Consider the following 19,998-nt stretch of genomic DNA (forward strand, 5'->3'; position numbering starts at 1 on the left):
CTTTAACTGATATAGTAGTTATAGAACTCTTTTCGTTTCGCTGATTCGCTTTCCCTCCCTCACCGCAATAAAAGCGGAAACACGCCTGCCGGGAATGCACCTCTGTCGCTACCAGGAAGATATAACTATGAAATTGCAGCAGTTGCGTTACATCGTCGAAGTGGTTAATCACAATCTTAATGTCTCATCGACCGCCGAAGGCTTATATACCTCGCAGCCAGGCATCAGTAAGCAAGTCCGTATGTTAGAAGATGAGCTGGGCGTGCAGATATTTGCGCGCAGTGGTAAGCATCTGACGCAAGTAACGCCTGCAGGTGAAGAGATTATCCGGATTGCGCGCGAAGTGCTGTCCAAAGTTGACGCGATTAAATCTGTTGCTGGTGAACACACCTGGCCAGATAAAGGCTCGCTGTATGTAGCAACTACCCATACGCAGGCACGTTATGCGCTGCCAGGCGTGATAAAAGGCTTTATTGAGCGCTATCCTCGCGTCTCTTTGCATATGCATCAGGGATCGCCGACGCAAATAGCTGAGGCGGTTTCAAAGGGCAATGCAGACTTTGCCATTGCCACAGAAGCGCTGCATCTGTATGACGATTTGATTATGCTGCCGTGCTATCACTGGAACCGCGCCATTGTGGTAACGCCAGATCATCCGTTGGCGGGTAAATCAAATGTGACGATAGAAGAGCTGGCGGATTTCCCGTTAGTGACTTACACATTTGGCTTTACAGGCCGTTCAGAATTGGACACCGCGTTTAATCGCGCCGGATTAACGCCACGCATCGTCTTCACCGCGACGGATGCTGACGTCATTAAGACGTATGTGCGTTTAGGCCTTGGCGTTGGCGTAATTGCCAGTATGGCGGTTGATCCGGTTGCAGACCCCGATTTGGTGCGTATAGAAGCTTCAGAAATCTTTACGAATAGTACGACCAAAATTGGCTTTAGACGTAGCACTTTCCTCCGCAGCTATATGTATGATTTCATTCAACGTTTCGCACCACACCTGACGCGTGATGTGGTGGATGCGGCGGTCGCATTGCGCTCCAATGAAGACATCGAAGCCATGTTCCGCGACATCAAGTTACCCTTCAAGTAAATTCCTAACTCATTCTTTTGCCAAGGTGTCCAGTGGGCACCTTCGGAATCCCTTAGCGCTTAGCGCCACGAGTACTTCAAAAAAAATCATTATTTTTTTGTAAATGAAACATGGGTCACATGTTTTTTCATTGTTATCTATTAAATGCGAATCAGTACACAATTTTTACGATGCTGCTTTGCAGCTCGCCAGGAATATTCCCATACTCTAGTTAAGAGTTGATGAAGAAGGGCTTTTTAACTGGCATGGTAAATTAAACTCAAATTTAGATTGGATCTAATTTGCTGTTAACCCAAATTTACAATGTAACGATTTAATTAATAGTTGTGTTGGTAATTAAATTTATCTCATCAATTTTTGGCGTTTTGATAAATAGCGTTAATCGTTGTGCTCAATAAAAATAACTGGATTTTCGGTCTTAACAAGTTTAGGATTCGTCCTAAATCTTAATCGTTGTCATCAATCGTTTTATTGAGAGTGATTATCAAAAACTATGAATACGAGAATAACTGTACAGCCGGGCTTCCGGACTAAAAGCACCAAAGTTGAGCGTACTGGTAACACCCGTCGCAAAGCTTGGATGACTGTCTTCGCTGCTTCAGCACTGTTCTGGGTAGTGGTGGCGTTAATGATTTGGCGTATGTGGGGTTAAGCCATGTGGGCAAATACACTCAGTCGTAAGCATCCGGTTTCTGCACGTCAGCCGCAAACGCCTGCGTGCAAAGTTAAAGACGTTGTATCCACTGAACCTCAGGTCACCATTCCGACTTCGTGGGAACTCAGCGAGAATCAGCGCAACTTTATTGAATCCTTCATGGATATGAAGTCGAAATAACGCAGCATGCGTTCCGTACTATATTTAGTCGTTTAGTCCCTCTTTTTGCCGGATTATCCGGTGGGCAAGTTAAAAGCCCGTCCTTTAACACTCAGCATTAAAAAAACGGTGTCATCAGTACAACGCTGAAGACGGTGGACTTTTTTTGCCCGGAATCCGGGAGGGAGTGAATTATGAGCATCAATACAACAACATTATCCTGGGTGAGCGTATATACCTTTTCCCTGGCTTTTTGGGCCGCTGCCTTCTGGGCGATGATTTAAGCCCTAACTCAAATTACACGGAATTTATAAATGCCCTGACAAACGTCGGGGCATTTTTCATTGTGTTTTAATGTGTCTATTCGTGTTGTTATCAAAACGTTAACGGCAATGTAGTCTATCTTTAAGTTAAACCTTGCAGTCACTGAGGTTTAAAAAAGATTCACTTACATGGAGGCGCTATGTCGTTAACGTTACGCGAGCAGAGTCAGGACACGCTGGATGTTCGGGCAAAAAAATATCATTACTACAGCTTGCCCAAAGCAGCTCAGCAACTGGGCAATATCGATCGCTTGCCCAAGTCGATGAAAGTCCTGCTGGAAAACCTTTTACGCTGGCAGGATGGTGATTCTGTCACGCTTGAAGATATTGAAGCGCTGGTCGCCTGGCAAAAAGATGCTCACGCCGATCGTGAGATTGCCTATCGTCCCGCGCGTGTATTAATGCAAGATTTTACCGGCGTACCGGCGGTGGTAGATTTGGCTGCCATGCGCGAAGCGGTGAAACGCCTTGGCGGCGACGTCGCCAAAGTCAATCCCTTATCCCCGGTAGATTTGGTTATCGACCACTCTGTCACCGTGGACCATTTCGGTGATGACAAAGCCTTTGATGAAAATGTGCACCTGGAAATGGAGCGCAACCATGAGCGCTACGTTTTCCTGCGCTGGGGGCAAAAAGCTTTCAATCGATTCCGCGTAGTTCCCCCAGGCACCGGGATTTGTCATCAGGTCAATCTGGAATACCTCGGTAAATCTGTCTGGCATGAGACGCTGAATGGGCAAGAGATCGCCTATCCCGATACGCTGGTGGGCACCGATTCGCACACCACCATGATCAATGCGCTCGGCGTATTGGGTTGGGGCGTTGGCGGGATTGAGGCTGAAGCGGCGATGCTTGGTCAGCCGGTCTCAATGCTGATTCCTGACGTAGTCGGTTTCAAACTCACTGGTAAATTGCGTCCGGGCATCACCGCAACGGATCTGGTGTTAACCGTAACGCAAATGCTGCGCAAACATGGTGTTGTGGGTAAATTCGTAGAATTTTACGGCGACGGCTTAGCCGACCTGCCGCTTGCCGATCGCGCCACCATCGCCAACATGGCGCCTGAGTATGGTGCGACCTGCGGCTTTTTCCCTGTCGATGATGTCACCCTGAGTTATATGACGCTCACCGGCCGCGATGCGGAGCAGGTTGAACTGGTTGAGGCTTATGCTAAGCAACAAGGTATGTGGCGTAACGCGGGTGATGAGCCGGTGTTCACCAGCTCTCTAGCGCTGGATATGGGCGACGTCGAGTCCAGCCTGGCCGGTCCAAAACGTCCGCAGGATCGTGTATCACTCGGTGATGTTCCTACTGCCTTTGATGCCAGCAACGAACTGGAAGTGAATCAGGCGCAAAAACCGCATAAAACCGTGAGCTACCGCGATAGCGAAACTGGAGAAAGCTATCAACTGGATGACGGTGCGGTCGTGATCTCGGCGATTACCTCTTGTACTAATACCTCAAACCCTAGCGTGCTGATGGCTGCCGGTTTACTGGCGAAGAAAGCCGTTGAACGCGGTCTGATGCGCAAGCCCTGGGTTAAGGCCTCACTGGCACCCGGTTCCAAAGTGGTTTCTGACTACCTTGCTGTGGCCCAGCTTACGCCATATCTGGACGAGTTAGGATTCAATCTGGTCGGTTACGGTTGTACTACTTGTATCGGTAATTCCGGCCCGTTACCGGACGCGATAGAAAGCGCGATTAAAGAGGGTGACCTCACGGTTGCCGCGGTGCTTTCGGGTAACCGCAACTTCGAAGGCCGAATTCATCCGTTAATTAAAACCAACTGGCTGGCTTCGCCGCCGCTGGTGGTTGCATATGCCTTAGCGGGTAATATGAAGCTCAATCTGCAATCCGATCCGCTCGGTCAGGATCGCCTAGGCAACGATGTTTTCCTCAAGGACATCTGGCCTTCGCCGGAAGAGATTGCTGAAGCGGTGCAGAAAGTCACCAGCGATATGTTCCACAAAGAGTATGCCGAGGTGTTTAACGGCACGCCTGAGTGGCAGCAGATCAAAGTCAGCGAAGCGGCAACCTACGATTGGGATGGCGATTCCACCTACATTCGTTTATCGCCATTCTTTGACGACATGGAGAAAACGCCGAAGCCGGTGCAGGATATCAAAGGCGCGCGCATTCTGGCGATGCTGGGTGACTCCGTCACCACCGACCACATTTCTCCTGCGGGAAGCATCAAAGCCGAAAGTCCAGCCGGACGCTATTTGCTGTCGCATGGCGTTGAGCGCACCGATTTCAACTCTTACGGTTCGCGTCGTGGTAACCACGAAGTGATGATGCGCGGCACCTTCGCTAATATCCGTATTCGTAACGAAATGGTGCCGGGTGTAGAGGGCGGTTATACCAAACACTTCCCGACTAACGAGCAGTTGGCGATTTACGATGCGGCGATGAAGTATCAGCAGGAAGGTGTGCCGTTAGCGGTGATTGCTGGTAAAGAGTACGGTTCAGGCTCAAGTCGTGACTGGGCAGCAAAAGGGCCGCGCTTACAGGGCGTGCGCGTGGTTATCTCCGAATCCTTCGAGCGTATTCACCGCTCTAACCTGATCGGTATGGGGATTCTGCCGCTCGAGTTTCCGGCTGGCGTGACGCGTAAAACGCTGCAGCTTACGGGTGAAGAGTTTATAGATGTGGCAAATCTGTCGCAGCTTAAGCCGGGTGGCACGGTAACCGTAATTCTGACGCGTGCGGATGGCAGCCAGGAGACGCTGGAAACGCGCTGCCGTATCGATACGGGTAACGAGCTAACCTATTACCAGAACGACGGCATTTTGCATTATGTGATACGCAATATGCTGAACTAAAAGAAAAAGCCGGGATTTCCCGGCTTTTTTTATCTGCTATAAAGACCGCTTACGACTTTGGCAACAGATGACCCATTTTTTCGGCTTTCGTATCGAGATAGTGCGCGTTTTTCGGGTTACGCCCGACAACCAACGGCACGCGTTCGACGATATTGATACCGGCTTCACTCAGGATCTCAACTTTGCGCGGATTGTTTGTCAGCAAGCGCACTTCATTGACGCCCAACAGTTTGAACATATCTGCACATAGCGTGAAGTCACGCTCATCAGCGGCGAAACCGAGCTGATGGTTGGCTTCGACCGTGTCGTAGCCTTTATCCTGCAATGCATAAGCACGAATTTTATTCAGCAAACCGATGTTACGACCTTCCTGACGGTGATACATCAGAATGCCACGACCTTCTTCCGCAATCGCCGTTAACGCCGCTTCCAACTGGAAACCGCAGTCACAGCGTAAGCTGAACAGGGCATCGCCGGTGAGACATTCGGAATGGACGCGCGCCAGCACCGGATTGTGATCGCTAATATCACCATAAACCAGCGCGACATGGTCGTGGCCGGTTGCCAGTTCTTCAAAACCAACCATCAGGAAATCTCCCCATGGCGTGGGCAGTTTGGCTTCTGCTACCCGTTTAAGCTGCATGTGACTCTCCAGAACCTTCAGAGGATGCGCTATCATCATGATAACGCACGGGCCATGTGGCCCGATGAAACTTACGCTATTGTGCCACAACCCGAACGGCTGCCGTTAATCGGTCAGAGTGATTGTAGTGATAAAGCACAATTATCCAAGCCGCAACAGGTATGTTATTCTTTTTTCAGCTAAAGTTATGCTTAACGCACCTGTTAATCCGGATCTAAAAGGAAGCGAATGTTAAAAATCATTCAGCGCACCACCTTAGGGGCGTTTTTATTGTTGTTGATGCCGTTGGGCGTGTGGATATCAAACTGGCAATGGCAACCCGGGGAAAGCGGCAATCTACTTCGCGTGCTGTTTTGGATGACGGAAACCGTTACCAGTCCGTGGGGTATCCTCACCAGTATCATCCTCAGCGCCTGGGTGTTGTGGTGTTTACGCTTTCGGCTCAAACCCGCGATTCTGCTCATTCTTATCATGAATGGTGCGATTCTTGCTGGTCAGTACACCAAATCCTCAATCAAAGAGCATGTGCAGGAACCGCGCCCCTACGTCATCTGGCTGGAAAAAAGTCATGGCATTAACGGTGATGAGTTTTATCAGCTTCATCGCCAGCAGCGCGGCGAAATGGTCTCAACTTTGCTGGCCAATGACACTCAGCTGCCGCAATGGCTGAAGAATCATTGGGCATTTGAAACCGGTTATGCGTTTCCTTCCGGGCATACCATGTTTGCCGCCAGCTGGGCGCTTTTAGCCATCGGCCTGTTATGGCCGCGCCGTCATTTTGCCACCGTTGCCGTATTATTCGTTTGGGCGACCGCGGTGATGGGCAGCCGTTTAGTGCTGGGTATGCACTGGCCGCGTGATTTAGTGATGGCAACGCTGATATCCTGGTTATTGGTGACCGTAGCTACGCTGCTGGCCCAGCGTTTCTGCGGCCCGCTCACCATTCCACCAGAGGAACATCGTGAGATCGCGCAACGTGATGATGGATTGTAATCAGCCTATTCATCCCCATATGATTGATTGTGCTTGTAGAAAAAAGCGCTAACTGATGTGGGGATAAGCAGCATCGACGGCGGTTTTTTGGCATACTTCTATTGGATAACCTCTCGACAGGACGCATTGTGAAATATTTGCTTATTTTTCTCGTGGTATTGGTCATTTTCATCATCTCCGTCACGCTCGGAGCGCATAACGACCAAATCATCACCTTTAACTATCTGCTAGCGCAGGGCGAATTCCGCATTTCAACACTGCTCGCCAGCTTGTTTGGCGCTGGATTCCTGCTGGGATGGGCGATTTGCGGTCTGTTCTGGTTACGCTTACGTGTTTCTCTGGCAAATGCACAGCGTAAGCTTAAACGTATGCAGGCACAGAATGAACAATCTACTGCAGTGACCCCATCACCAACTGCCAGTCGTCGGGATTAATTTTCGATGCTTGAATTGCTGTTTCTGCTTCTTCCTGTTGCTGCGGCGTATGGCTGGTATATGGGCCGCCGCAGTGCACATCAGGATAAGCAACAGGAAGCGAACCGCCTGTCGCGCGATTATGTGACCGGCGTAAACTTCCTGCTCTCCAATCAACAGGACAAAGCGGTTGATCTCTTTCTCGACATGTTGAAAGAGGACAGCGGCACGGTTGAGGCGCATCTGACGCTTGGCAATCTGTTCCGTTCGCGTGGTGAAGTTGATCGCGCCATTCGCATTCACCAATCCCTAATGGAAAGTGCGTCGCTCAGCTACGAGCAGCGCTTGCTGGCGATCCAGCAACTCGGCCGCGATTACATGGCAGCCGGATTGTACGATCGTGCCGAAGATATGTTTGGGCAACTGGTTGAAGAGACCGATTTCCGTATTGGCGCGTTGCAGCAGTTATTGTTGATTCATCAGGCAACCAGCGACTGGCAAAAAGCCATCGACGTGGCGGAAAAGCTGGTTAAGCTCGGCAAAGACAAGCAGAAAGGGGAAATTGCCCATTTTTACTGTGAGCTGGCGTTGCAGGCATTAAGCAGTGATGACCTTGATCGGGCGATGAGCTTGCTGAAGAAGGGCGAGTCAGCCGATCATCAAAGTGCGCGCGTCTCAATCATGATGGGCCGCATTTTGATGGAGCAGGGCGAGTACGCCAAAGCCGCCAGCCGAATGCAGCGCGTGCTGGAGCAGGACAAAGAGCTGGTGAGTGAAACGTTACCCATGCTGGAAACCTGCTACCAGCGCCTGAACCAACCCGAAAACTGGGCGCAATTTTTACAGCGTTGTGTCGACGAGAATACTGGCGCCGCAGCAGAGCTTTATCTCTCTGATATTCTTGAGCAACAGCAGGGACCGGAAGCGGCACAGCTGTATATCAATCGTCAGCTTCAGCGTCATCCGACGATGCGTGTGTTTCATCGTTTGATGGATTTCCACTTACACGAAGCGGAAGACGGACGTGCGAAAGAGAGCTTGATGGTGCTGCGCGATATGGTCGGCGAGCAGATCCGCACTAAGCCGCGATATCGCTGCCAGAAATGTGGCTTCACTGCCCATGCTCTGTACTGGCATTGCCCATCTTGTCGCGCCTGGTCTTCAGTTAAACCCATCCGTGGACTCGACGGCCAATAAATGGCCGCATCACGCGTCTGGTTACATCTATTTAGTTACAACATACTTGTGAGTTTGATTAAGAAACTGCCTTGGCATCGTGCAGCTAGCAGTCAAACAGGCAAGTTCTGGCGGTAGCGTGATTGTCGGCACCGGCCTGCGCAGGTAGAATGCTTGCCGTTTGTCCATCGCGCCTGCGGGTGCCAGTTACTGAGGAAACGTTATGCCTGTAACCACTTCACCTATTCTGGTGGCACTCGACTATCATGATCTCAACAGCGCGCTGCAGTTTGTAGACCGCATCGATCCAGGCCAGTGTCGCCTGAAAGTGGGCAAAGAGATGTTCACACTGTTTGGTCCATCGCTGGTGAAAACGCTGCAGGAACGGGGTTTTGAAGTGTTCCTCGATCTCAAGTTTCATGACATCCCAAACACCACCGCACATGCAGTCGCGGCCGCAGCCGATCTTGGCGTGTGGATGGTCAACGTGCATGCCAGCGGAGGCGCTCGCATGATGAACGCGGCTCGTGAAGCGCTGGTGCCATTCGGCAACGATGCGCCGCTGCTGATTGCCGTCACCGTATTGACCAGCATGGATGAAGACGACCTCAAAGGTTTGGGCATTACCTTATCTCCAGCCGCGCAGGCTGAGCGGCTGGCACGTTTGACCCGCGATTGCGGCCTGCACGGCGTGGTTTGTTCGGCGCAGGAAGCCGCGCATTTTAAGCAGGTGATAGGTCAGGATTTCGCGCTGGTTACGCCAGGCATTCGTCCGGCCGGCAGCGATGCGGGCGATCAGCGCCGTATTATGACGCCGCAGCAGGCAAAACTCGCGGGCGTGGATTATATGGTCATCGGGCGTCCGATCACCCAATCCGCCGATCCGGCCGCCACGCTGCAGCAAATCCTGCAAAGTTTACAGGAGGCTTAATGGCTCAGGACAATCGATTGGTGTATTCGACCGATAGCGGTCGTATCACCCATGAAGAAGAGAAAGCGCCACGACCTAAAGGCGATGGCATCGTGCGTATTCAACGCCAAACCAGCGGACGTAAAGGTAAGGGCGTGTGTCTGATTACCGGTGTCGATCTGGATGATAGCGCTCTCGAAAAACTGGCTGCTGAACTGAAGAAAAAGTGTGGTTGCGGTGGAGCAGTGAAAGAGGGCGTTATTGAGATTCAGGGTGATAAACGCGATTTGATAAAAACGCTGCTGGAAGCCAAAGGCATGAAAGTCAAGCTGGCGGGTGGTTAAGGAGTTCGGGCCACTTTTGAGGTGGCCCGTTGTTAAGTAGATGCGCTGCGTAGCCTGATAATTATAATTTATTTGCTGATCTGGTGACCGATGATGCCGCCGACAGCTGCGCCACCAACGGTACCAAGTCCGCTACCGTTGGTCAGTACTGAACCACCAATGGCACCCGCACCCGCACCGATTGCGGTATTACGGTCGCGTTTAGACCAATTCGAACAGCCGCTCAGCGCGACAACTAGTGTTGTTGCCAATACGGCAGCAGTAAGACGTTTCATTGTAGTAGTCATTAACTTCTCCTTGATTGTTAACACCGTGGTAACCATATAAGTATAGATGTTACACCGCACTCGGCAGGGTAAAACGGTCCTAAAATGCGAGTTTGCAAGCCACTTCTTGTTTAATCATCAAAACCAACCCGCGCCACACATTTAACCCATTAGCCACTTTCCGCAGCTTTTACAGCCGTTCCATCCATAACGCTTTTTCTCCCTGCTCCGCACAATTCAGCTATCACAGTTCGCAGGAGAAAAAAGATGCTGGAAGCGTTAAAGCAGCAGGTGCTGGAAGCCAATCTCGATTTACCCCGTTACAACCTGGTCACCTTTACCTGGGGCAATGTCAGTGCGGTGGATCGCGATCAGGGTTTACTGGTGATCAAGCCGTCGGGCGTGAAGTACGAGCAGATGCAGCGCGACGATATGGTTGTCGTCGATCTCGCCAGCGGCGAGGTAATAGAAGGGAAAATGCGCCCATCCTCGGATACCGCCACCCACCGCGCGCTCTATCTCGCCTGGCCAGAGATCGGCGGCATCGTGCATACGCACTCGCGCCATGCCACCATTTGGGCTCAGGCTGGACGTGAAATCATCGCGTTAGGCACCACGCACGCCGATGATTTTTACGGCACCATTCCCTGCACGCGGCAGATGAAGCGCGAAGAGATTGAGCAGAAATACGAGTGGAATACCGGCCAGGTGATCATTGAAACTTTTGCGCAGCGCGGAATTGAACCAACGGCAATCCCCGCCGTGCTGGTGAACTCCCACGGCCCGTTTGCCTGGGGTAAAGACGCGCATGCTGCAGTACACAGCGCGGTGGTACTTGAAGAGGTGGCTTATATGGCACTGCATACCGAGCAGCTGCGCACTGAGTTACCGCCGATATCGCAAACACTGCTTGATCTGCACTATCTGCGTAAGCACGGTAAAAATGCGTGGTATGGGCAGAATTAAAGTCAATTCTGAAACATATACGCCTGCTGGCGTAATGCCAGTTAATTAAGCTAATGGTGAGCGCGCAGGCCGGGGGCACTTTTGGTCCGGCGGTCCTCGCGCCGCTTACGCGGTACCTTCACTTCGTTCGTCTGCCTGACGGACCGGCGGAGACGGGACGTCCTTGTCCCGGCTCCGCCTTTCGCCCGCGTCCTGCGGGCTCTCCTGGCCTCCTCGCTTCGTTCAGCGCTGCGGATTGCCGGCACAAAAGCGCCCCCGGCCTGCTCATAAGCTTCAGTGCGAGTTGTTGAAAAGGGCAGATGTGTCAGCGCCCGCAAAGATAATCCATCCTTTGAGCAAAAACGCCTCCCGGCTCCTCTCTTTTAACTTCCAATCATCTGGTATGGCGATTCACGTCATAAATACAAAATGACCAATCAATAAAAATAAAACAGCGTTTCATAAATGCATTTGCGATCACTTTTTTCCTTTCTGCCAATCGTTATCTTGCTCGCCATGCCATCTGGCAATTCATAAAAACACCTCCCTCTGGCTCAGTTAAGGTGACACCTTTATGCATATCAAACGTGCAATCGATAAAATTCCTGGCGGCATGATGCTGATTCCGCTGTTTTTGGGCGCGCTGTGCCATACGTTCTCTCCGGGCGCAGGTAAATACTTTGGTTCGTTCACCAATGGGTTGATGACCGGCACCGTCCCGATTCTTGCAGTGTGGTTCTTCTGCATGGGCGCATCCATCAAACTCAGCGCCACCGGCACAGTACTGCGTAAATCGGGCACGCTCGTGCTCACCAAGATTGCGGTGGCGTGGGTGGTCGCGGCGATTGCTTCACGTGTGATGCCGGAAAATGGCGTGGAAGTGGGTATGTTTGCCGGTCTCTCGACGCTGGCGTTAGTGGCGGCGATGGATATGACCAATGGCGGTTTATACGCATCCATCATGCAGCAATACGGTTCGAAAGAAGAGGCCGGTGCGTTTGTCTTGATGTCGCTGGAGTCCGGGCCGCTGATGACGATGGTGATTCTCGGCACCGCAGGCATTGCGTCGTTTGAGCCACATGTCTTCGTTGGCGCGGTACTGCCGTTTATCGTCGGGTTCGCGTTGGGTAATCTCGATCCCGAACTGCGCGAGTTCTTTGGCAAAGCGGTTCACACGCTGATTCCGTTCTTTGCTTTCGCGTTGGGTAATACCATTGATTTGACCGTCATCGCGCAAACTGGCCTGCTGGGCATTATGCTGGGTGTCGCAGTGATCATTGTCACCGGCATTCCGCTGATTATTGCCGATCGCCTTATTGGCGGTGGCGATGGGACAGCGGGGATTGCGGCATCCAGCACCGCAGGCGCTGCCGTAGCCACGCCAGTGTTGATCGCCGAGATGCTGCCACAGTTTAAACCGGTCGCACCCGCCGCAACGGCATTAGTTGCTACTTCGGTCATTGTCACCTCCGTCATTGTCCCCATCATCACCGCGGTTTATTCACGACGCGTTAAGCGTTCTCATGTTGCTGTGGGGCAACGCGCTGCCATCAAGTAAGCCCGCTAATGCTTCCCCGGCCGCTGGTCGGGGATATCTCTGGATTTTGCTTTATAAATCAATCTCTCATTTGGTCTGGCCTCACTCTGGATTACGCTGATGTGGCGTTTAACGCACTACATAAACATAAACAGAGGATGAGACAATGACAGTAATTAACCAACCAACATGCAGACTGTTCACCGAAGTTGGACAAACCACACAGCTTGCGGCCTACTATGAAGAGGGTCGCCGCACCATGTGGATGATGCTGCGTGCGCAACCCCGTCCGAGTTTTAGCCACGAATTAATTGAGGAGATCATGAACCTGAGCTATTCCGCTCAACGTTCCGGTTTGCCGATTGATTTCTGGGTGACGGGTTCGTTAGTGCCACAGATGTTTAACGCCGGAGGCGATTTGCGTTTCTTTGTGGAATGCATTCGCAACAACCGTCGTGAAGCACTGCGCGCTTATGCGCGTGCCTGTGTCGACTGCATCCACTCCGCAGCGCGGGGTTTCGATACCGGTGCGGTTACGCTGGCAATGATTGAGGGCAGTGCGCTCGGCGGCGGCTTTGAAGCGGCGCTGGCACATCACTTCATTCTGGCGCAGAACAGCGCGCGCATGGGTTTCCCGGAGATCGCATTCAACCTGTTCCCCGGTATGGGCGGCTACTCGTTAGTGTCGCGTCGGTCTGGCATGAAGCTGGCCGAAGAGCTGATTATGGAAGGTGAGTCACACAGCGCGGAATGGTATGAAACGCGTGGTCTGGTCGACAAGGTGTTCCAGCCGGGCGATGGTTATCGCACCACACGCACCTTCATCGATACGTTACGTCCAAAACTGAACGGCGTGCGGGCAATGCTGAAAGCGCGTCAACGCGTATTGCAGTTATCACGCGCTGAGCTGATGGATATCACGGAGGACTGGGTCGATTATGCCTTCACACTGGAACCTAAAGACATTGCTTACATGGAACGACTGGTACAACTGCAGAACCGTCATAGCGCATCCTTGCGCAAAGCCGGCTAATCTCGCAGACCAGCGTTAAACGCGGGCAGGATGCTTAGCCAGCCAATGCCCGAGCTGTTCTGCGGGCATTGGTTTTGCATAATAATAACCTTGACGCCCATCAACACCGTTGGCCATAACAAACTTCTCTTCGGCTTTGGTTTCAATGCCCTCGGCAATCACCTGCAGCTTCAGGGCTTTGGCCACCGCGACAATCGCACGCACCAGCGACTGCGCCACGGGTTGTTTGTTGATATTACGTACAAAGCTCTGATCCAGCTTAATGGCATCAATCGGAACGCGTGCCAACTGAGAAAGTGAGGAGTAACCGGTACCAAAGTCATCGAGATGCACTTGCGCACCCAGCTCCTGGAACTGTTTCATCAGCATCAGCGCACCGGCTTCATTCTCAATCAGACAGCTTTCCGTCAGTTCGATATCAATCGGACAATCGGTCAAACCGGCTTCATTCAATGCCTGTTTCAGATCGGTGTAAATGCTCTGGTCGATCAGCTGCTTAGCCGAGACGTTAACCGCGACGCGCAGAAAGATGCCTTCGCTGCGCCACTTAATGATCTGCTGCAGCACGTTGAGCATCACCCAGCGGCCCAGGGGCACAATCAAACCGGACTCTTCGGCGTAGGAGATAAAATCGCCCGGCGGCACCAGACCACGCTCTGGAGAATTCCAGCGCACCAGCGCTTCGGCGCTCAGCACTTCGCCTTCGGCATTGAGTTTTGGCTGGTAGTGCACCACCAGATGATCCAGCTCGAGCGCTTTGCGCAGGTTGGTATCGAGCCACAAATACTCAAACACGCGCTGATTCATCTCATTAGCGAACACGCAAAACTTGCCGCGGCCGTTTTCTTTGGCGTGATACATCGCGGTATCGGCGTTACGAATCAGGCTTTCACGATCTTCGCCATGCAGCGGGGCGAGGGCGATACCCAGCGAGCAGCCGCTGTAAACCTCAATCAGGCCAATGCGGAATGGCTGACGCAGCCGCTCAAGAATACGCGACGCCATCGCTTCCAGCGCTGCCTGGCTGGTGTGTTCCGCCAGCACCACGAACTCATCGCCGCCAAGGCGCGCCAGCGTCTGGTCTTTGCCAAGACAGCTGAGGATGGCCAGCGACACCGCTTGCAACAGCTGATCGCCAAACATATGGCCGTAAGCGTCGTTCACCTTCTTAAAATTGTCTAAATCGAGGTACACCACGCCGGTTTGACTGCCATTCGCCAGCTCCAGTGCCAGACTAATCTGCTGATGGATCGCGTTGCGATTGGGTAAGCCGGTGACGGTATCGGTATTGGCCAGCACGCGCAGACGTTCCTGAGCGCGGCGCTCTTCGGTTATGTCGGTTCCGGAACAGATGAGGAAAATTTCATTTTTTCCGCTACCGCTGTGAACGAACTTATTACGAAACAGAAACAGTCGCTGACCTTTACGGGTTTTTATCCAGCGTTCAACTTCGTAAGAACTGCCTTCACGGAAGAAACCGGCGATATTACGGCGTGATGCCTGCGCTTCCTGCTTGGTCATAAACAGCTGGAATACGTTGCGGCCAATCACTTCCTGCTCTTTCAGCCCGGTGTACTCTTCACTCAAACGGTTGAAACGCTGGATATTGCCGCGTTGATCGAGGATCACGATGACGGAATTCGCCTCAGAAACCACTTGCTCGGCGAAGGATAAACCCAGCGTCAAATCACGCGCGACAGACGACGTATCGCCCCAGGCTGACGAGGTGCCTGCCCAGGTAGATTGATTGACTTTACGGCCGACAAAATGCATCGGAACAGGTTCGCCATGCAGCGACAGCGTGAGGTTAATACTTGAGGTAATGACCGTCATCGCACGTAATAAACTGGCTTGTGCGGGAGTCAGCGGCACCGCCATATTGGTGTTTGCGTTCTCATCTTCGGCAAAATGCAGAGCATCACTATCTGAAGTTAAACGCCAATGAGGGCTGGTGGTGCCAAACAAGGTATATAGCAATGTTTGCCCTTGTTCATCGGTCATGGAAACTTCCTCCGGGGGAATGCTCAGCGGGCGGTATCTCATTATTTTAGCAACAGTATTCAACCTCCTGCGTCAGCACAAGATGCAATCCAAATATATTTTTGTTTTTATTAAAGAATGGCACGAAAAAGCCCCGACAAGCGGGGCTAATCTCTGTTAGCAAGGGCACTTACCGAGTTTTCCGGCCTGGCTGGGAAAGCGGGCATCGAGGCAGTGACGGTGAAAAGCGCGCTCATCCATGGGGGCGATCGTTGGATGATGTTCGCGCATATGCTTCAGATAAGTTTGATAGTCATGAACGCCGACCATTAAACGAAAACTTTGCTGCAATCCCCGCCAGATGCGCTGCCAGCGCGTAAGATTTTGCCCAGCCGTGGCGGGGGCGATTGGTAAGAACTGCTGAATGTGCCACGGCCCGTTGGGTTTTCTCCAGTGATAAATGGACTCAGACATTTCGCACCTCTTTGCGCAGTGAGATCTCAGATTCATGGGTGGTTGGCACCGTGCTGTTGAGCGCCCGACGAATCACGAAGAAGGCCGCCACCAGCATGGTCACCGCCACCAGCATGAAGAAGGCGCACAGGGCCGCGTTAATTTGATTGCTGAAGACGATGGTTTGCATGTCAGCCACACTCTTCGCCGGGGCGATGACGATGCCGTCATCAATGCCTTTGCGGAACTTGTTGGCCTGCGCCAGGAAACCAATCGAAGGTTTTTCGTGGAAAATCTTCTGCCAGCCTGCGGTCATCGAGGTAATGAACAGCCAGGCGGTTGGAACAATCGTCACCCACGCATAACGCTGCTTCTTCATTTTGAACAGCACCACGGTGCCGAGAATCAGCGCCATTGACGCCAGCATCTGGTTGCCGATACCAAACAGCGGCCACAGCGTATTGATACCGCCGAGCGGATCGACCACGCCCTGATACACGAAGAAGCCCCAGCCCGCCACCGCGACGGTGGTTCCCGCCATGTTGCCCAACCATGAACGGTTATTCGCCATCGACGGAACCACGGTGCCCACCAGATCCTGCACCATAAAGCGGCAGGCGCGGGTGCCGGCATCCACAGCGGTCAGGATAAACAGCGCTTCAAACAAGATGGCGAAGTGATACCAGAACGCCATCATGGCCCGGCTGTTAAACACTTCGGTAATGATATGCGCCATGCCGACCGCAAAGGTTGGTGCACCACCGGCACGCGAAAGAATGGTGCTTTCGCCGACGTCGCGCGCAATGCCGCTCAGCATCTCTGGCGTCACCACGAAGCCCCAGCCGTTTATCACCTGCGACGCATTTTCCACCGTGGTGCCAATCAGCGCGGCAGGGGAGTTCATGGCAAAGTAGACGCCCGGATCAAGCACCGATGCGCAAATCAGCGCCATGATCGCCACAAAGGATTCCATCAGCATCGCGCCGTAGCCGATAAAGCGGATATGACTTTCGCGCTCCACCAATTTCGGCGTGGTGCCGCTCGAAACCAGCGCATGGAAACCTGAAATGGCGCCACAGGCGATGGTGATAAACAGGAACGGGAACAGCGCACCGGAGAAGACCGGCCCGGTGCCATCAATAAATTTGGTCACTGCGGGCATCTTCATCTCGGGCATGGCAAACACGATGCCGATGGCCAGACCGATGATCACGCCAATTTTCAGGAAGGTGGAGAGATAATCGCGTGGTGCCAGCAGCAGCCACACCGGCAGCGAAGAGGCGACAAAACCGTAGATCACCAGCACCCACGTCAGCTCCGTGCCTTTCAGCGTGAACAGCGGGCCCCAATAGGGATCGGCTGCTACATTGCCGCCGTAAATAATCGCCGCCATCATCAGCACGAAGCCAATGATCGACACTTCCGCGATTTTTCCCGGACGCAGGAAGCGCATATACACGCCCATAAACAGCGCAATCGGAATGGTTGCGGCAATGGTGAACAAACCCCATGGACTGTTGGCCAGCGCCTTCACCACCACCAGCGCCAGCGCGGAGAGGATGATGATCATCACACCCAGCGCGCCGAGCATGGTGACCACGCCAGCGAATGAGCCGAGCTCCTGACGCGCCATCTCACCCAATGAGCGGCCATCACGACGCGTTGAGATAAACAGGATCAGGAAATCCTGCACCGCACCGGCAAACATTACGCCAACCAGAATCCAGATGGTGCCCGGCAGGAAGCCCATCTGCGCCGCGAGGATCGGACCAACCAGCGGGCCCGCACCGGCAATCGCCGCAAAATGGTGGCCGAACAGCACCCATTTATTGGTCGGCACATAATCGAGGCCATCACTTAAGCGCTCCGCCGGCGTGCGACGGCGATCGTCCAGTTCGAAAATACGCTTGGCGATAAACAGGCTGTAAAAGCGATAGGCAATGCTGTAGCAGGCGACGGAGGCAATCACCAGCCACACCGCGTTGACGTGTTCGCCACGGCTGAGGGCCAGCATGGCAAATGCGCCCGCGCCAATTAACGCCACCGCTAACCAGATGAGACTGGTTTTGACGTTGTTCATGAGTTAACTCCTTGTAGGGACCGGGAAAAGAGACGATCGAATACAACAAGTTAAAAGTAATGTAATGAATTGTTAACGACAGACAAAGGCATTAGAAATGTGAAGCGGAAAGCAAATTTAAAATTTGCTAAAGCGGGCGGAGAGAAATGCGGGATAACGGCTGTTATCCCGCGAGTTTTCATGCTCAGGCGGCAGGACGCGCGACCACGCTGCGGGTTTCCATACGCACTTCGGCGATGGTCACGTCGATGATGTCAGTGACACGGTAAGCGACTTCACCTTTTATCTGCACGGTGCCGCTTTCCTGCGAGCACACCAGCTCATCACGCACCGCGTGGATGAACGGCGCAGGAATGAAGGCTACCGCGCCATTCTCCAGCAGACGAACGCGCATGCCGCCGCGAGACACGTCGATGATCTCGGCGCTGAACTTGCGATCGGTAGCGGCAAACGGTGCGAGGAAACGTGCATACAACCAGTCCCCAACATCGCGCTCGGCCATGCGGTTCAGGCGACGACGTTCGCTCATGATGGTGGTCAGCTCATCCTGCGGACGGCCAGTGCTTTCACCGCGCACGATCGCCTTCAGCAAGCGATGGTTGATCATGTCGCCGAACTTACGAATCGGCGAAGTCCAGGTCGCGTAGGCTTCGAGGCCAAGACCAAAGTGCGGGCCCGGCTCGGTGCCGACTTCTGCAAACGACTGGAAGCGACGAATGCGGCTATCCAGATACTGGGTTGGCTGCGCATCGAGTTGACGACGCAGCTGGCGGAAGCCTTCCAGCGTGGTAATCGCCTGCGGATCTACGGTGATGCCATGACCCGCCAGCACGCCAGCGGCCTGCTCAGCATTGGCCAGATCGAAACCGGTGTGCAGGTTATAGATACCGAAGCCCAGCTTCTCCTGCAGCACTTTCGCGGCACAGACGTTAGCCAGAATCATTGACTCTTCCACGATGCGGTTCGCGATGCGACGTGGCTCAGAGATGATATCCAGTACTTCGCCTTTTTCGCCCAACACAAAGCGGTAGTCCGGACGATCTTTAAACACCAGCGCGTGGGTTTGACGCCATTCGCTGCGCGCCAGGCAAACCTGATGCAGTAGGCGAATCTGCTGAGCAATGGCGTCGTTTTCAGGCTGCCAGCTGCCGCTGTTTTCCAGCCAATCGGAAACTTCGTCATAAACCAGCTTGGCTTTCGACTCAATCCACGCAGCAAAGAAATGCACGTCATCAGCCAGGCTGCCATCTTTCAGCACGGTAACGCGGCATGCCAGCGCGGGACGACGCTCGTCCGGACGCAGGGAACAGACGTCGTCAGAGAGTTCGCGCGGCAGCATCGGTATGTTGAAGCCCGGCAGATAGTTGGTGAACGCGCGTTTCGACGCCAGCTCATCCAGCTCGCTGCCTTCTGCCACGTAAGCGGTTGGATCAGCGATAGCGATGGTCAGGATCAGATTGCCGTCGGCAGCCTCTTCCACGTACAGCGCATCATCCATATCCTGGGTGCTGGCGCTGTCGATGGTGACGAAGTTCAGTGCGGTCAAATCTTCACGCTGCAGATTTTCGTCGAGCATCTCACCAAAACCGACGTCCGGAGCCTGACGTTCGAGGTTATGGCGCGACAACGTTACCCACCACGGCGCGAGGTGATCGTCCGCAGTGACAATGAATTCGGTCAGTTCAGCATAGAAACCGCGATCGCCTTTCAGCGGGTGACGACGCATCTCTGCTACCGCCCAATCGCCGTTCTGGAAATCGTGGGTCACGCCACGTTCGGCGCGGCACTGAATCGCCTCTTTCAGCAGCGGATGATCCGGCACAATTGACAGGCGATCGTCTTTCTTCTGCACGCGGCCGACAAAGCGGGTCAGGAACGGCTCAACCAGGGTTTCCGGCTCGGCACTCTCGCGGTCTTTATCGGTGTGGATCACGGCCGAAATACGGTCGCCGTGCATCACTTTCTTCATCTGCGGTGGCGGAATGAAGTAGCTTTTCTGGGCATCAACTTCGAGGAAGCCAAAGCCTTTTTCCGTACCTTTAACAACACCTTCGACGCGCGGAGTCTGCGCGTGAAGCTTCTCTTTAAGCTGCGCGAGCAGCGGATTATCCTGGAACATAATTTATATAGTTTCGTGGCCTAAGAGCGGCTGACAGTTTTACGC

General features: G+C 53.2%; 18 protein-coding genes. 12 read left to right on the forward strand and 6 right to left on the reverse strand.

Annotated features, from left to right (window positions below; genetic code table 11):
* Positions 1-127 precede the first annotated feature (127 nt).
* From cysB to acnA, 4 genes are all read left to right on the forward strand, one after another.
* Positions 128-1,102 (forward strand): HTH-type transcriptional regulator CysB, encoded by a 975-nt coding sequence (gene cysB, locus MWH02_RS01150; protein WP_064738814.1) that lies wholly within the window; start codon positions 128-130, stop codon positions 1,100-1,102.
* Between the two features lie 493 nt (positions 1,103-1,595).
* A complete protein-coding gene (locus tag MWH02_RS01155; RefSeq protein WP_071531660.1) occupies positions 1,596-1,754 on the forward strand; it encodes a YmiA family putative membrane protein in 159 nt (52 codons plus the stop codon).
* A 3-nt stretch (positions 1,755-1,757) separates the two neighbouring features.
* Positions 1,758-1,937 (forward strand): YciX family protein, encoded by a 180-nt coding sequence (locus MWH02_RS01160; protein ID WP_064738813.1) that lies wholly within the window; start codon positions 1,758-1,760, stop codon positions 1,935-1,937.
* A gap of 442 nt (positions 1,938-2,379) precedes the next feature.
* Complete coding sequence (acnA, locus tag MWH02_RS01165) at positions 2,380-5,061, forward strand: aconitate hydratase AcnA (RefSeq protein ID WP_222233358.1); 2,682 nt, start codon at positions 2,380-2,382, stop codon at positions 5,059-5,061.
* Between the two features lie 49 nt (positions 5,062-5,110).
* On the opposite strand, the gene ribA is transcribed toward acnA, so the two are convergent.
* On the reverse strand, positions 5,111-5,704 hold the full coding sequence (ribA, locus tag MWH02_RS01170) for a GTP cyclohydrolase II (protein ID WP_097097212.1): 594 nt from the start codon (positions 5,702-5,704) through the stop codon (positions 5,111-5,113).
* A 228-nt stretch (positions 5,705-5,932) separates the two neighbouring features.
* Here ribA and pgpB point away from each other — a divergent pair, with 228 nt between their 5' ends.
* The 5 genes from pgpB to yciH all read left to right on the forward strand — a co-directional run bounded on the left by pgpB (position 5,933) and on the right by yciH (position 9,540).
* Entirely contained in the window at positions 5,933-6,697 is a 765-nt protein-coding gene (gene pgpB, locus MWH02_RS01175) for a phosphatidylglycerophosphatase B (protein ID WP_101764272.1), read from the forward strand.
* Between the two features lie 128 nt (positions 6,698-6,825).
* The gene (locus MWH02_RS01180) at positions 6,826-7,131 is read left to right on the forward strand and encodes a LapA family protein (RefSeq protein ID WP_137385878.1); all 306 of its coding nucleotides are present in this window, start codon (positions 6,826-6,828) and stop codon (positions 7,129-7,131) included.
* A 6-nt stretch (positions 7,132-7,137) separates the two neighbouring features.
* Positions 7,138-8,307 (forward strand): lipopolysaccharide assembly protein LapB, encoded by a 1,170-nt coding sequence (gene lapB, locus MWH02_RS01185; RefSeq protein WP_271459710.1) that lies wholly within the window; start codon positions 7,138-7,140, stop codon positions 8,305-8,307.
* Between the two features lie 202 nt (positions 8,308-8,509).
* Positions 8,510-9,217 (forward strand): orotidine-5'-phosphate decarboxylase, encoded by a 708-nt coding sequence (pyrF, locus tag MWH02_RS01190; RefSeq protein WP_101764275.1) that lies wholly within the window; start codon positions 8,510-8,512, stop codon positions 9,215-9,217.
* Positions 9,217-9,540 (forward strand): stress response translation initiation inhibitor YciH, encoded by a 324-nt coding sequence (yciH, locus tag MWH02_RS01195; RefSeq protein ID WP_110866244.1) that lies wholly within the window; start codon positions 9,217-9,219, stop codon positions 9,538-9,540. Before pyrF ends, yciH begins: the two co-directional genes overlap by 1 nt.
* Before the next feature lie 68 nt (positions 9,541-9,608).
* Here yciH and osmB read toward each other — a convergent pair whose 3' ends face one another.
* On the reverse strand, positions 9,609-9,827 hold the full coding sequence (gene osmB / locus MWH02_RS01200) for an osmotically-inducible lipoprotein OsmB (RefSeq protein ID WP_008106509.1): 219 nt from the start codon (positions 9,825-9,827) through the stop codon (positions 9,609-9,611).
* A gap of 246 nt (positions 9,828-10,073) precedes the next feature.
* Between osmB and araD the strand changes: the two genes are divergently transcribed.
* The 3 genes from araD to MWH02_RS01215 all read left to right on the forward strand — a co-directional run bounded on the left by araD (position 10,074) and on the right by MWH02_RS01215 (position 13,321).
* Positions 10,074-10,772: an L-ribulose-5-phosphate 4-epimerase gene (araD, locus tag MWH02_RS01205; protein ID WP_271459711.1), complete on the forward strand. Its 699-nt coding sequence runs from the start codon at positions 10,074-10,076 to the stop codon at positions 10,770-10,772.
* A gap of 553 nt (positions 10,773-11,325) precedes the next feature.
* Positions 11,326-12,309 carry a 2-keto-3-deoxygluconate transporter gene (kdgT, locus tag MWH02_RS01210; protein ID WP_007892437.1) on the forward strand — a complete coding sequence of 328 codons (984 nt, stop codon included), beginning with the start codon at positions 11,326-11,328 and terminating at the stop codon, positions 12,307-12,309.
* 145 nt (positions 12,310-12,454) lie between these two features.
* The gene (locus MWH02_RS01215; protein WP_271459712.1) at positions 12,455-13,321 is read left to right on the forward strand and encodes a crotonase/enoyl-CoA hydratase family protein; all 867 of its coding nucleotides are present in this window, start codon (positions 12,455-12,457) and stop codon (positions 13,319-13,321) included.
* Between the two features lie 15 nt (positions 13,322-13,336).
* Here MWH02_RS01215 and pdeR read toward each other — a convergent pair whose 3' ends face one another.
* The 4 genes from pdeR to MWH02_RS01235 form a co-directional block, all read right to left on the reverse strand.
* On the reverse strand, positions 13,337-15,322 hold the full coding sequence (gene pdeR, locus MWH02_RS01220; protein ID WP_101764279.1) for a cyclic di-GMP phosphodiesterase: 1,986 nt from the start codon (positions 15,320-15,322) through the stop codon (positions 13,337-13,339).
* A 156-nt stretch (positions 15,323-15,478) separates the two neighbouring features.
* On the reverse strand, positions 15,479-15,775 hold the full coding sequence (locus MWH02_RS01225; RefSeq protein ID WP_271459713.1) for a YbdD/YjiX family protein: 297 nt from the start codon (positions 15,773-15,775) through the stop codon (positions 15,479-15,481).
* Complete coding sequence (locus tag MWH02_RS01230; protein WP_110866240.1) at positions 15,768-17,834, reverse strand: carbon starvation CstA family protein; 2,067 nt, start codon at positions 17,832-17,834, stop codon at positions 15,768-15,770. The genes MWH02_RS01225 and MWH02_RS01230 overlap by 8 nt, the downstream gene beginning before the upstream one ends.
* 184 nt (positions 17,835-18,018) lie before the next feature.
* Positions 18,019-19,953: an exoribonuclease II gene (locus MWH02_RS01235; RefSeq protein ID WP_271459714.1), complete on the reverse strand. Its 1,935-nt coding sequence runs from the start codon at positions 19,951-19,953 to the stop codon at positions 18,019-18,021.
* Positions 19,954-19,998: the final 45 nt, after the last annotated feature.

The organism is Pantoea leporis (assembly GCF_028048155.1).
GTDB classification, from domain to species: domain Bacteria; phylum Pseudomonadota; class Gammaproteobacteria; order Enterobacterales; family Enterobacteriaceae; genus Pantoea; species Pantoea leporis.

Coding starts and splice junctions, on each gene's coding strand:
- MWH02_RS01155 (WP_071531660.1), top strand. CDS start 1,596: ATGAATACGAGAATAACTGTACAGCCGGGCTTCCGGACTAAAAGCACC.
- ribA (WP_097097212.1), bottom strand. CDS start 5,704: ATGCAGCTTAAACGGGTAGCAGAAGCCAAACTGCCCACGCCATGGGGA.
- araD (WP_271459711.1), top strand. CDS start 10,074: ATGCTGGAAGCGTTAAAGCAGCAGGTGCTGGAAGCCAATCTCGATTTA.
- kdgT (WP_007892437.1), top strand. CDS start 11,326: ATGCATATCAAACGTGCAATCGATAAAATTCCTGGCGGCATGATGCTG.
- MWH02_RS01215 (WP_271459712.1), top strand. CDS start 12,455: ATGACAGTAATTAACCAACCAACATGCAGACTGTTCACCGAAGTTGGA.
- MWH02_RS01230 (WP_110866240.1), bottom strand. CDS start 17,834: ATGAACAACGTCAAAACCAGTCTCATCTGGTTAGCGGTGGCGTTAATT.
- lapB (WP_271459710.1), top strand. CDS start 7,138: ATGCTTGAATTGCTGTTTCTGCTTCTTCCTGTTGCTGCGGCGTATGGC.
- MWH02_RS01160 (WP_064738813.1), top strand. CDS start 1,758: ATGTGGGCAAATACACTCAGTCGTAAGCATCCGGTTTCTGCACGTCAG.
- acnA (WP_222233358.1), top strand. CDS start 2,380: ATGTCGTTAACGTTACGCGAGCAGAGTCAGGACACGCTGGATGTTCGG.
- pdeR (WP_101764279.1), bottom strand. CDS start 15,322: ATGACCGATGAACAAGGGCAAACATTGCTATATACCTTGTTTGGCACC.
- pgpB (WP_101764272.1), top strand. CDS start 5,933: ATGTTAAAAATCATTCAGCGCACCACCTTAGGGGCGTTTTTATTGTTG.
- yciH (WP_110866244.1), top strand. CDS start 9,217: ATGGCTCAGGACAATCGATTGGTGTATTCGACCGATAGCGGTCGTATC.
- pyrF (WP_101764275.1), top strand. CDS start 8,510: ATGCCTGTAACCACTTCACCTATTCTGGTGGCACTCGACTATCATGAT.
- osmB (WP_008106509.1), bottom strand. CDS start 9,827: ATGACTACTACAATGAAACGTCTTACTGCTGCCGTATTGGCAACAACA.
- MWH02_RS01235 (WP_271459714.1), bottom strand. CDS start 19,953: ATGTTCCAGGATAATCCGCTGCTCGCGCAGCTTAAAGAGAAGCTTCAC.
- cysB (WP_064738814.1), top strand. CDS start 128: ATGAAATTGCAGCAGTTGCGTTACATCGTCGAAGTGGTTAATCACAAT.
- MWH02_RS01225 (WP_271459713.1), bottom strand. CDS start 15,775: ATGTCTGAGTCCATTTATCACTGGAGAAAACCCAACGGGCCGTGGCAC.